Genomic DNA, 13411 nt, shown 5'->3' with positions numbered 1-13411 from the left:
GTAACTGGGCTTTTTTTTGTCTGCGCTTCTATCTACCTACAATCACTTGTCTGATTTACGCTTAAAAACTCGAGACTTATCTTTTCTGCGCCATAGTAGTTTGTGCTTGATCGTATCTTTGATGGTACGTGGATGTTTGGGGGCTTGAGCAATAAAAGCATCAAACTCTGCTGTACTCATTGCCAACTCTCGACCATGTGCCATAAGCACCATTGACGGCTTCAGTGCTTTTATTCTCTCTAGTGATTCTACATAGTCTACAGGGCTATAGACAGGAAACGGTGCTACAAACTTATGGCGTAATTTGATGATTAAGTCAGCCGTATATACTTGGCGACTGGGCAGATGAAACAACGACAGGTCACGATCTGTATGCCCAGGTGTCTCTAATACTTGCCACTCATCAAACTCCGGGACCAGATCGCCATCTGTAACCGTTATATCTGGTTTGAGACTTGCAGAGTAGTATAGGTTTTTGAATTGGCGTCCTTGACGTCTGGCCACGTAGTATCCCAGATGTATATCTACGAAGTGCATCGCGCGTCCCCCAATACCGCCGTACCACTGACCTTTTTTGTCAGATGAGACGATGAGGCAACCGGTCTTTTGCCGAAACTTACGTGCACCGCCAGCATGATCAGGATGCATGTGCGTGACCACCACTACCTTAAGATCAGTTATGGGTCGCTTCAAGATCGTTTTGATGTAATCAAGCACCATCGGTACGTCCGCACGGCAGCCACCATCTAGTAGCATGATTTTATCTGGATACACCGCAAGATAAGTACTTTGGATGTACCCCTCTAAACGTATAATTTTGCATAAACTCATTGGCATTCCCTAGCGCATTCATTATTCTTATAAGTTTGTATATCGTAAACCTTATTTAGTATAGCGCCCACCACTCCAAATAAAATGCCTTTGAGTGAACGCTTGTGACTATAAAAACGCCTATAAATAGCTAAGCAAAAATGGCCTTGTCAATCATAATCCTAAATGCAAAAAGCAAAAACCCAGCACTTTGGCTGGGTTTGAGACAACATTCGATATGACTGTTCTATAGCGCTTTAGGTATGGTTCAAATAATAGCTTACCCTACCTCTACTGAGACGTGCCCAGTGCGCTATATATAATTACGCGAGGTCACGTACCTTTGGCTCACGCTCCCATAGACGAGTTTTAGCGTTTTCGATAAAACCATCTACATTATCAAGCGGCGTCACAAATGCATCTTTTTCGATAGGTAATTTGCTCAAAATATGCTCTTCGGTCGCAGGGCAATAAGCAATCGCTTTGCAATGTGCATAAGCATCATTGAACCAGTCTAACGCCGCGCTATCCATTGCCAATTTCTTGGCTGGTGGATGCATAATAATACTGACAATGGCATCAAAGAGTACAGAAGGAGCACCAGCCAAACGCTCGTCAGTTTGGATCTTCGTGCCATCGTCTAACGTCACTTCTTTGTTAGGAGCGACGATCTTGACACTAGCGCCAGCGTCGACAGCCGCCTTTTCAAAATTCGCAACTTCGCTATGACTAGAACCTTCAGCAACTAAAATACCAACCAAACGTCCTTTTAGACTCTTAGGACTGATACCGATAGTTTGAACAGCCTCAGAAGTACCTAAGTCTTGCACAGGGGCCGCAGCATCTGCAGGCTCTGGTAAATCCATACCGAGCGCTGTGGCCACACGGTTGGCTAAATCTTCATCAATATGACGCAGATGGCTAAGAGTACGAGTACGTACATGTGCGGTATCTACTTTGCCCAGCTCAAACGCATACGCAGAGGCAATATGTGCTTGTCCTGTCGCTGTCTGGCTGCGATAGAACATACGTGGTTGACTATAATGATCTGCAAAACTCTCTGCTCTTACGCGACCTTTTACACCATCGTCCAACCGTTCATGGAACGATTCAAATCCGCGTTTAACGCTTTCACGTGGACGTGTTGGATCCAGGCTTTGTGGCTCGTACATAACACGCGTTTTAGGCACTTGCATTTGCATATGACCATCTTGCTGATTATTAGCAAACGGACATTTTGGTGCATTGATTGGAATCTGCGCAAAGTTCGGTGATCCCAAGCGTGATAGCTGCGTATCTAAGTAACTGAACAGACGCCCTTGCAATAGTGGATCGTTACTATAATCAATACCTGGCACGACATGTGATGGGCAAAATGCGACTTGTTCTGTCTCTGCAAAGAAATTATCTACATTGCGATTCAAGACCATTTTACCGATGATCTTTAAAGGTACGGTTTCTTCAGGAATAAGCTTGGTCGCATCTAGGTGATCAAACGGGAAGTTGTTTGCTTCCTCTTCCGTAAACAACTGCACCCCAAACTCCCATTCAGGATACATCTCATTGTCGATAGACTCGAACAAATCACGGCGATGATAATCAGGATCTGCACCAGAGATTTTTACAGCTTCGTCCCATGTGGTCGACTGCACACCCAGTACTGGCTTCCAATGGAAACGTACAAACGTGCTCTTACCTTCTTTATTGATTAAGCGATAGCTATGAATACCAAAACCTTCCATCATGCGTAGGCTACGTGGTAGTCCGCGATCACTCATAAGCCAAATCAGATTGTGCATGGTTTCAGGGCTCAGCGAGACAAAATCCCAAAACGTATCATGAGCAGATGCTGCTTGCGGGAAACCGCGATCTGGTTCAGGTTTTACGGCGTGAATCAAATCTGGAAACTTGATAGCATCTTGGATAAAGAAGATCGGCATGTTGTTACCAACGATATCCCAGTTACCTTCTTCTGTGTATACTTTTACAGAGAACCCGCGTACATCACGTGGCGTATCTTTTGAGCCTTTATTACCAGCCACCGTCGAAAAACGAGTAAACAACGGGGTTTGCTTGCCAGTTTCTGTCAAGATTTTGGCAGTCGTATATTCTTCTAACGATTCAGTCAATTCAAAGTAACCATGGGCGGCACTACCGCGTGCGTGAACGATACGCTCAGGGATACGCTCATGGTCAAAATGGTTGATTTTTTCACGCAGTACAAAATCTTCTAGCAAAGTAGGACCGCGTTCGCCTGCTTTTAGTGAGTTCTGATTGTCACCAATAGCCACGCCTTGTTGGGTGGTCAAAACCTTGGTGTCGTCGCCTGCACGTTGATGGGTTTCCCCTCCATTGCCGCGCTCAGTATTCATGTCCTTTGCTGGGTCGGTATGATCGATATTCTTATTCATAAAAAATCCTAGCTAATAAGTAAAATGGTCTCTTATAGGACCATTAGAAATAGGTTTACACAGGGTGCTGATTCCTTTGAGATAATAGTGACTTCATATGTCGGTTATTTCTCTGTGTTTTGTATGACCAATTATTAAAAAACATAAAAGAATAAAAGGCATACGGCTTATACTACCCAAAAATTAAGTTGCGTAGGTGATGAACCTTGTTGATGTTTGGTTAAGGTTTGCAGTCATCATAAATTCGTATTTTTAAGCTATCTTAGCGATGCATCAACGTTAACAATAGAATCTTGTAATATAGTTATTGTTTCAGGTATGCTTTTGGAGAGTATTAGAGACAATCGATAAATACATTGGCATAGTTTTAGCTTTATATTTATCTTTTCATATGACTAATTTATATAACTATAAGGCCACCTACCATGTTACAAACTTTCAGCTCTGCATCCAAAAAACCTTATCGCTCATTATTAATGGGTGCATCAATGGGTTTGATGGCATTAACAGTCAGTCAAACGGCTGCTGCTATCACCACCAAAAATGTTACTTATACAGTGGAGAACCAAACTTACGAAGGTTATTACGCCAAAGCAGATAAGGCTAACGCGCCTTTTATCTTGCTGATTCATGATTGGGATGGTTTAACTGACTATGAGCGCAAACGCGCTGACATGTTGGCAGCTGAAGGTTATAACGTACTGGCAGCAGATATGTTTGGGCAAGGCATTCGTCCTACCTCTGTTGAAGAAAACAAGCGTTTAACAGGAGAGCTATACGATGACCGCAACAAGATGCGCCGCATATTGGCAGGGGCATTAACAGCAGGACAACTACAAGGTAATGATGTGCGTAAAGGCACAACTATGGGGTATTGTTTTGGTGGTACGGTAGCGTTAGAGCTCGCACGCTCAGGCTTTGAGCAGAAAGCCTTTGTACCCTTCCACGGTGCCTTTGAGATACCAACAGGTCAGAGCTATGACAACACCACTGGAGAGATTTTAGTATTTCATGGCTCTGCCGACCAATCAGTCTCGCTAGAGAGCTTCGCCACCTTGGGTAAGACATTAGAAGCAGCTAAGATACCGCATGAAATGGTGACATACAGTGGCGCGCCACATGCCTTTAGCGTATTTGGTAGCGACAGATATGATGCTCGTGCAGACGAACGTTCTTGGAAACGCTACTTGGACTTTTTGGCAGAAGAATATAAGTAATATAGCTGCATAAATTAAATAAGTAGACGCAAAAAAACACCTCAATTAAGATCTGATAGCGATCTATTGAGGTGTTTTTTTGCAGCATCAGTTACTTAGTATTCAATGTTTTTGAAATACCAAGAGCTGATTGTTGGCGGGCATCGTATAAGTATTTATAAATTTCAAGTGATGCGAATTTGCTAAATGGACTACGTCTTCCTTATTCCGAATACCGCTCTTAGCGTTGCCTGCTCTTAGCATCGTATCAAATCGTTGGTTGCCTTCACTAGTATATGTACCATGCTCGTTAAATGGACCATATACAATCAGCTTGCCATTAACAGGTAGCGCATCACCAGCCAATGCAAATAAGCGCTCGACTAAACCCCAACTGATAATATGCAAGGTATTGGCAGTGAATATCGCATCATAGGGTCTGTCTGCACGACTGCTGAAAGGTATCGGATCTGTATTCAAATCAAATGCCAATGGCGAATATAAATTAGGTGCAGGGTAAGCGTCGTGCCAAGCGACTATATGGCGATGATTACTGATCACATCACTCGTTTGCCACTGTATCTCAGGCAAGTTAGGCGCAAAATAAACGCTATGTTGTCCCGTTCCAGAACCAACTTCTAATACATGACTAAAGCCTTTCAACTCTGTTTGTAGCGCTTCTAAGATAGCCTGCTTGTTGTTCTCACAGGCTTGAGAAAACGGCAAGGCAGCAATATCTACTTTATTATTTGGATTATCACTGTCGATATTATTGTCATGCATTACTATTATTCCAGACCGTTTATTATGCCTCAGTATTGATAGCAATAGATTAACAAGCATTGTCGAAGACTGACCTAGTGGTATAATGACTACCAAACAACTCACTACTAGTAAATACCTGCCTCTACCCCAGCGGCCAGCGTCATAGCAAGCTCTTCTATTTGCTCAGCAAAGCTATCCTGCCAATCGCCTTGTAGTATCAGCGCCTCTTGCATCCATGACCAACGTAGCCCCGTTGTAATCGTTTTTAGCGCAAGCTTGGTACCTGTACCATCATGTCCTGCGCGAATATATACTGCAAACGGCATGCCCTGCTTTTCTTCTAACACTGGATAGTAGCAGCGATCAAAGAAGTCTTTGGTCAGCCCTGCCATATACGCTAGATTTTCAGTTGTGCCTAGCAGTAACGCATCAGCAGCCAATACATCTTCTGGCTGCGTGTCCTGCGGTGATTTCAAAATGACAGTGATATCTATATCAGGATGATTAGCACCGTCAAAAGCCGCCTGCGCCAATTTCTGAGTATTGGGAGATGGTGCATGAGCAACGATAAGTAGAGTCTTAGTAGGCATATTAAGCGTCCGTGCCATTATTAAACACTAAGTTTTGAGTAATGGCAGGATCCAAGCTATTGCTTACCGGACAGGTCAATGCAGTTTTATAAAAACGTTTTAAGGTACTTTCATCTAATGCTTTTGAAAAATTAACTATCACATGTATTTCACTCACACGTCTTGGTTTGGCAGCCATGACTTTGGTAACTTCTGCGGTCGTACCTGAGATATCGATATCCATTGCTTCGGCTTTGATACCAATAATCGTTAAGATGCAACTGCCCAAACTGGTCGCTAGCAAGTCAGTCGGAGAAAAAGCCTCGCCCTTACCGTGGTTGTCCATCGGCGCATCGGTAATGATTTGATTATTCGACTGTAAATGGATAGCTTGGGTACGTAAATTACCTTGATAGGTTACTTTTGAGGTGGTCATGGGGTTCTCTTTGGTATTTAAAACGTAAGTTCTTAGGCTTAGAAATTTTTAGAAAAAGAATTTATGTATTTAGTTAAACGATGTGAACCTATTTATTAAATTAAAATTGAGAAAGTCAAGCTAGCTGTTTTTTATTTTTAAAGATTTATTAGCTGCTATTTAGGAATGCCTTTTCTTCTAGGGTTTAAAAACCAAGCTGCAATTGAGTCAATAAACTGCCAAACATCATTATTTTCAGGCTTTAGATAGTTTTCTGATAAGGGGTCTTCACCCATTTTTTCAAAAATTTCAACCAGCCAATTAGGTCCATGTCCCGAGGCAGATAATCCCATTAACCATGATTCTAGTTCCCCATTAGGAACAACAAATAAACCATAATCGGCTAGTTTATCAAAAAAGTTTTGCAGTGCTTCTTTATCATCCTCTGAGAGAATTTTAATTCCCCCATCTCGTTTCATGTTTTTCCCTGATTCTTCAAACTTTTTCTTCAAAGCCTGTCTTAAAGAAGCCAATGGCGCTCTTTCTAATTCTGGTATAGAGCCACTATCAAGGAACCCTGTCCACACTGTACCACCGTCTTTAATAATATCTATATCAACGATACCTGCAACAGGTATCCCTAACTCACGTAATGGTTTTATTATAGTTTTAACTGTTTGCTTATTTTGAGCATGAAGAAATAGGCAATTAGGTATTCCTTCATGCTCAGAACTTTTTAAAAGGCGATCATTGATCTCTTGATAAAATGCACGATCAGCATCTGATTCTGTAACAATAACAAACTCATAAAACAGTCCACTTAAAACGCCCGTTGAACGTAATAAAGGATTTCTCATGAGCTTCAAAATATCTTCATTAGGAAGGATTCTAGCAGTAGCTACATCATTTCTATAAGTTAGACGAACAATATTTACGGGTGCACCTGATTGAATACATCCCATTACAAAGTTGGGGCTATGAGTGGCTACAAAGAGTCTTTTATCTGTTCCTGACATTATTTGAGAGACTTCTTTTCCAAGTTTAAAGGAAAGCGATGGATGTAAAAAAGCTTCAGGTTCATCCATTAATAATACCGAAGGATCACCTGCAATCATTTCAGTTACCATACCAGTAAAGGCTTTCACACCATCACTTGCTAGAGATATGGGTAGAGCTTTAGCATGAAAATCAACGGCTTCCTGATGAATCCCTCTTTCTTCCATAGTGTCTTTAGGGGCAACTTTTGAAAGGCGAAGGTTCAGTTGCCCCAGATTTGTAGGATCTATAACTAAATATTGACCAAAAGCTTCATGAATTATTCGACTAACTTCCTGCCTTTTATCATCATCCCTAAATAGAACTTGAAAACTTGAGTGAGGTGGTTGTTGTAGATCTCCTGCTCCCTGCTGATTAACTAGATTAATCCTATTACTACCATCAAGGATTAGGGTGTTGTACGAAAGAAACCATGAACAAGTATGTGTTGGTTGAACATTTGGAGTAAGTAAAGCTTGTCTAAACTGTGACTCATGTACTTGATGCCTAGTTTGTCCTTTTCCAACTAAAATATGATCAGGGTAAATCGCTTCACCAGGGTTAGCTTTAAGAGTAAATGATTTAATTTTGTCATCAAGAATCGACTCTTCCATTCCCTCTAAGTCAATACTCTCGATAATTAAATTATTGGTGTTCTGGTTACCGCTTATGCAAAACTGCTGAATTTCAAATAATATTTTACTTTTCCCTGAATTATTTGGGCCTACAAAAACAGTTATAGGCATAGCCTTTATTGTCTGATTTTCTAAGCCTTCAGCACGCCCAAATTTTAATTTTATATCTTTTAGCATTTATTACTCTATTATTTATCTATTTCTAATATAGTATTATGCTACAAATGTATTAACTAAAGCTATTAATAAAACCGCGCACAAAGAAAAGCCCCCTCTGCTTTCGCAAAGGGGGCTTTTACTTTAGAATAGAGAGCTGACGATGACCTACTCTCACATGGGCGAACCACACTACCATTGGCGCAACGATGTTTCACTTCTGAGTTCGGGAAGGGATCAGGTGGGGCCATCGCGCTATTGTCGTCAGCAAAGGGGGTTAGATATGAGTCTGTTGTTTTTATTGTTGACTTCAAGAATTCACTTTTAGTCGATCAACTTGTAACCTAACTGAATCAAGGTTAAAGGTGATATCGAAATGTTCTGTCTATGACAGATAATTAGACTTGTATACAAACCACTTGGGTGTTGTATGGTCAAGCCAAACGAGCAATTAGTACAGGTTAGCTACACACATCGCTGTGCTTCCACACCCTGCCTATCAACGTCCTAGTCTTGAACGGCTCTTTAGGGAAATCTAATCTTGAGGTGGGCTTCCCGCTTAGATGCTTTCAGCGGTTATCCCATCCGAACGTAGCTACCGGGCAATGCCATTGGCATGACAACCCGAACACCAGTGGTTCGTCCACTCTGGTCCTCTCGTACTAGGAGCAGATCCTCTCAAATTTCCAACGCCCACGGTAGATAGGGACCGAACTGTCTCACGACGTTCTAAACCCAGCTCGCGTACCTCTTTAAATGGCGAACAGCCATACCCTTAGGACCTGCTTCAGCCCTAGGATGAGATGAGCCGACATCGAGGTGCCAAACACCGCCGTCGATATGAACTCTTGGGCGGTATCAGCCTGTTATCCCCAGAGTACCTTTTATCCGTTGAGCGATGGCCCTTCCATACAGAACCACCGGATCACTAAGACCTACTTTCGTACCTGCTCGACTTGTGGGTCTCGCAGTTAAGCGCGCTTTTGCCTTTATACTCTACGACCGATTTCCGACCGGTCTGAGCGCACCTTCGTACTCCTCCGTTACTCTTTAGGAGGAGACCGCCCCAGTCAAACTACCCACCATACATTGTCCTCGGTATTGTTATACCTGAGTTAGAACCCCAACATGACCAGGGTGGTATTTCAAGATTGGCTCCACCAAGACTAGCGTCTCGGCTTCAAAGCCTCCCACCTATCCTGCACAAGTCAGGTCAAAGTTCAATGTAAAGCTGTAGTAAAGGTTCACGGGGTCTTTCCGTCTAGCCGCGGGTACACAGCATCTTCACTGCGATTTCGATTTCACTGAGTCTCTGCTGGAGACAGCGCTGCCATCATTATGTCATTCGTGCAGGTCGGAACTTACCCGACAAGGAATTTCGCTACCTTAGGACCGTTATAGTTACGGCCGCCGTTTACTGGGGCTTCGATCAAGAGCTTCGCTTACGCTAACCCCATCAATTAACCTTCCAGCACCGGGCAGACATCACACCCTATACGTCCACTTTCGTGTTTGCAGAGTGCTGTGTTTTTAATAAACAGTTGCAGCAGCCTGGTATCTGCGACTGCCAACAGCTCAAGGAGCAAGTCCTATCACCATCAACAGCGTACCTTCTCCCGAAGTTACGGTACCATTTTGCCTAGTTCCTTCAGCAGAGTTCTCTCAAGCGCCTTGGTATTCTCTACCTGATCACCTGTGTCGGTTTAGGGTACGATTCGTTTATAACTATTGCTTAGAAGCTTTTCCTGGAAGCATGGTATTTGCCACTTCGTCCTACAAGTAGGACTTGCTATCAGATCTCGGTATGAAATAGCCCGGATTTACCTAAGCTATAAACCTACATCCTTTCACCTGGACAACCAACGCCAGGCTGACATAACCTTCTCCGTCCCTCCATCGCATTATAAACAAGTATCGGAATATTAACCGATTTCCCATCGACTACGCCTTTCGGCCTCGCCTTAGGGGTCGACTCACCCAGCCCCGATTAACGTTGGACTGGAACCCTTGATCTTCCGGCGTGCGAGCTTTTCACTCGCATTATCGTTACTCACGTCAGCATTCGCTCTTGTGATACCTCCAGCATGCTTTACAACACACCTTCACAGGCTTACACAACGCTCCCCTACCACTTGAAAACAAATTCAAATCCGCAGCTTCGGCTCCTAGTTTGAGCCCCGTTACATCTTCCGCGCGGGCCGACTCGACTAGTGAGCTATTACGCTTTCTTTAAAGGATGGCTGCTTCTAAGCCAACCTCCTAGCTGTCTATGCCTTCCCACCTCGTTTCCCACTTAACTAGGAATTTGGGGCCTTAGCTGGCGGTCTGGGTTGTTTCCCTCTCCACAATGGACGTTAGCACCCACTGTGTGTCTCCCGGATATCACTCATCGGTATTCGGAGTTTGCATCGGTTTGGTAAGTCGGTATGACCCCCTAGCCGAAACAGTGCTCTACCCCCAATGGTGTTCGTCCGAGGCGCTACCTAAATAGCTTTCGGGGAGAACCAGCTATCACCGAGTTTGATTAGCCTTTCACCCCTATCCACAAGTCATCCCCTGGCTTTTCAACGACAGTGGGTTCGGTCCTCCGGTGCCTGTTACGGCACTTTCAACCTGCTCATGGATAGATCACTCGGTTTCGGGTCTATGCCCTGCAACTAATCGCCCTATTAAGACTCGGTTTCCCTACGGCTCCCCTAAACGGTTAACCTTGCTACAGAACATAAGTCGCTGACCCATTATACAAAAGGTACGCGGTCACCTAACAAGTAGGCTCCCACTGCTTGTACGCACACGGTTTCAGGTTCTATTTCACTCCCCTCACAGGGGTTCTTTTCGCCTTTCCCTCACGGTACTGGTTCACTATCGGTCAGTCAGGAGTATTTAGCCTTGGAGGATGGTCCCCCCATCTTCAAACAGGATTTCTCGTGCCCCGCTCTACTTAATATGTTAATGCTAATGTTTCGAATACAGGACTATCACCTACTACGGTCAGCTTTCCCACGCTGTTCTTCTACATTAGTACTAATCGGCTTCTCCCCGTTCGCTCGCCGCTACTAGGGGAATCTCAATTGATGTCTATTCCTAAGGGTACTGAGATGTTTCACTTCCCCTCGTTCGCTTCCTAATAAATTAGGATACCTACCTTATGGTAAGTGGGTTTCCCCATTCAGAAATCTCCGGATCACAGGATATTGCCGCCTCCCCGAAGCTTATCGCAGGCTGTCACGTCTTTCATCGCCTCTGACTGCCAAGGCATCCACCATGTGCGCTTCATTACTTGACCATACAACCCCAAGTAGTCTCTCGACTTCTAAGTGTCATACAATCTAATTATGATAACGATATCACCTATGTTTATACGCTTGATTCAGTTCTCTTTACTTTTTTAATAACTCACCCCTGGGATAACAACTGATGTCGTTAAGAGGTGAGTTATTAAGGTTAAGAAGTGCGCGTGAACACGCTCTTCCTAACCCAGACTCATATCTATGTTTTTAAATAGTCTCTATGCTCTCGTCGAGTCACAGATTCTGTATAAAACAGAAAGAAGTAATCGTGTCTTTATTCAAGATGAATCACTTGTTTCTATTTGATACCTATTTTTATTTAGCACTCTAAGCTTAACTAAAGTAGTGGTGGAGCCAAACGGAGTCGAACCGTTGACCTCCTGCGTGCAAGGCAGGCGCTCTACCAACTGAGCTATGGCCCCATTATATAAATGGTGGGTCTAAGTGGACTCGAACCACTGACCCCCGCGTTATCAACACGGTGCTCTAACCAGCTGAGCTACAGACCCTAATACGTCCTAAAACGTAAGCTTAAACTAAAGAACAACTTGTTGTGAATTCTTGCTGACCGAATGCCATCTATAAGGAGGTGATCCAGCCGCAGGTTCCCCTACGGCTACCTTGTTACGACTTCACCCCAGTCATCAACCACACCGTGGTGAACGCTCCCCCGAAGGTTAAGCTATCCACTTCTGGTGCAATCAACTCCCATGGTGTGACGGGCGGTGTGTACAAGGCCCGGGAACGTATTCACCGCGGCATTCTGATCCGCGATTACTAGCGATTCCTACTTCATGGAGTCGAGTTGCAGACTCCAATCTGGACTACGATAGGCTTTTTGAGATTCGCATCACATCGCTGTGTAGCTGCCCTCTGTACCTACCATTGTAGCACGTGTGTAGCCCTGGTCGTAAGGGCCATGATGACTTGACGTCGTCCCCGCCTTCCTCCAGTTTGTCACTGGCAGTATCCTTAGAGTTCCCGGCTTAACCCGCTGGTAACTAAGGACAAGGGTTGCGCTCGTTGCGGGACTTAACCCAACATCTCACGACACGAGCTGACGACAGCCATGCAGCACCTGTATTCTAATTCCCGAAGGCACTCCCGCATCTCTGCAGGATTCTAGATATGTCAAGACCAGGTAAGGTTCTTCGCGTTGCATCGAATTAAACCACATGCTCCACCGCTTGTGCGGGCCCCCGTCAATTCATTTGAGTTTTAACCTTGCGGCCGTACTCCCCAGGCGGTCTACTTATTGCGTTAGCTGCGTCACTAAGTCCTCAAGGGACCCAACGACTAGTAGACATCGTTTACGGCGTGGACTACCAGGGTATCTAATCCTGTTTGCTACCCACGCTTTCGAGCCTCAGTGTCAGTATGATGCCAGGAAGCTGCCTTCGCCATCGGTATTCCTTCAGATCTCTACGCATTTCACCGCTACACCTGAAATTCTACTTCCCTCTCACCTACTCTAGCCTAACAGTTTCAGATGCAGTTCCCAGGTTAAGCCCGGGGATTTCACATCTGACTTATCAAGCCACCTACGCTCGCTTTACGCCCAGTAATTCCGATTAACGCTTGCACCCTCTGTATTACCGCGGCTGCTGGCACAGAGTTAGCCGGTGCTTATTCTGCAGCTAATGTCATCGTCTCCGGGTATTAACCGAAGAGTCTTCTTCACTGCTTAAAGTGCTTTACAACCAAAAGGCCTTCTTCACACACGCGGCATGGCTGGATCAGGGTTTCCCCCATTGTCCAATATTCCCCACTGCTGCCTCCCGTAGGAGTCCGGGCCGTGTCTCAGTCCCGGTGTGGCTGATCATCCTCTCAGACCAGCTACAGATCGTCGCCATGGTAGGCCTTTACCCCACCATCTAGCTAATCCGACTTAGGCTCATCTAATAGCGAGAGCAACAAGTTGCCCCCTTTCTCCCGTAGGACGTATGCGGTATTAATACGAGTTTCCCCGTGCTATCCCCCACTACTAGGTAGATTCCTAAGTATTACTCACCCGTCCGCCGCTCGACGCCTGGTAGCAAGCTACCATCGTTTCCGCTCGACTTGCATGTGTTAAGCCTGCCGCCAGCGTTCAATCTGAGCCATGATCAAACTCTTCAGTTTAATCTTGC

General features: G+C 44.6%; 7 protein-coding genes, 2 tRNA genes and 3 rRNA genes. 1 reads left to right on the top strand and 11 read right to left on the bottom strand.

The window, feature by feature from the left end:
• Positions 1–42: 42 nt before the first annotated feature.
• On the bottom strand, positions 43–831 hold the full coding sequence (locus AC5JPT_RS12565; RefSeq protein WP_493858291.1) for an MBL fold metallo-hydrolase: 789 nt from the start codon (positions 829–831) through the stop codon (positions 43–45).
• 302 nt (positions 832–1133) lie between these two features.
• Complete coding sequence (locus tag AC5JPT_RS12560) at positions 1134–3221, bottom strand: catalase (RefSeq protein ID WP_493858290.1); 2088 nt, start codon at positions 3219–3221, stop codon at positions 1134–1136.
• Positions 3222–3646: 425 nt separating this feature from the next.
• On the opposite strand from AC5JPT_RS12560, the gene AC5JPT_RS12555 reads away from it, so the two are divergent.
• Entirely contained in the window at positions 3647–4438 is a 792-nt protein-coding gene (locus AC5JPT_RS12555; protein WP_443524796.1) for a dienelactone hydrolase family protein, read from the top strand.
• A 102-nt stretch (positions 4439–4540) separates the two neighbouring features.
• Here the strand turns inward: AC5JPT_RS12555 and AC5JPT_RS12550 are convergent, their stop codons facing one another.
• From AC5JPT_RS12550 to AC5JPT_RS12510, 9 genes are all read right to left on the bottom strand, one after another.
• Entirely contained in the window at positions 4541–5200 is a 660-nt protein-coding gene (locus AC5JPT_RS12550; RefSeq protein ID WP_493858289.1) for a DUF938 domain-containing protein, read from the bottom strand.
• A 107-nt stretch (positions 5201–5307) separates the two neighbouring features.
• Positions 5308–5772, bottom strand: coding sequence for a flavodoxin family protein (locus tag AC5JPT_RS12545; protein ID WP_493858288.1), 465 nt, complete (start codon positions 5770–5772; stop codon positions 5308–5310).
• A gap of 1 nt (position 5773) precedes the next feature.
• Positions 5774–6187 carry an OsmC family protein gene (locus tag AC5JPT_RS12540; RefSeq protein ID WP_493858287.1) on the bottom strand — a complete coding sequence of 138 codons (414 nt, stop codon included), beginning with the start codon at positions 6185–6187 and terminating at the stop codon, positions 5774–5776.
• 155 nt (positions 6188–6342) lie between these two features.
• Positions 6343–8013: an ATP-dependent nuclease gene (locus AC5JPT_RS12535; protein WP_493858286.1), complete on the bottom strand. Its 1671-nt coding sequence runs from the start codon at positions 8011–8013 to the stop codon at positions 6343–6345.
• A gap of 134 nt (positions 8014–8147) precedes the next feature.
• A 5S ribosomal RNA gene (gene rrf, locus AC5JPT_RS12530) occupies positions 8148–8261 on the bottom strand.
• 161 nt (positions 8262–8422) lie between these two features.
• Positions 8423–11278: ribosomal RNA gene (locus tag AC5JPT_RS12525) — 23S ribosomal RNA — on the bottom strand.
• A 350-nt stretch (positions 11279–11628) separates the two neighbouring features.
• Positions 11629–11704, bottom strand: a tRNA-Ala gene (locus AC5JPT_RS12520).
• Positions 11705–11714: 10 nt separating this feature from the next.
• Positions 11715–11791 (bottom strand) — tRNA-Ile (locus tag AC5JPT_RS12515).
• Positions 11792–11864: 73 nt separating this feature from the next.
• A 16S ribosomal RNA gene (locus AC5JPT_RS12510) occupies positions 11865–13403 on the bottom strand.
• The 16S, 23S and 5S rRNA genes sit together here with 2 tRNA genes alongside, the layout of an rRNA operon.
• Positions 13404–13411 lie beyond the last annotated feature (8 nt).

Source organism: Psychrobacter sp. H26, assembly GCF_059073035.1.
This window is presented reverse-complemented; position numbering and strand designations above follow the sequence as displayed.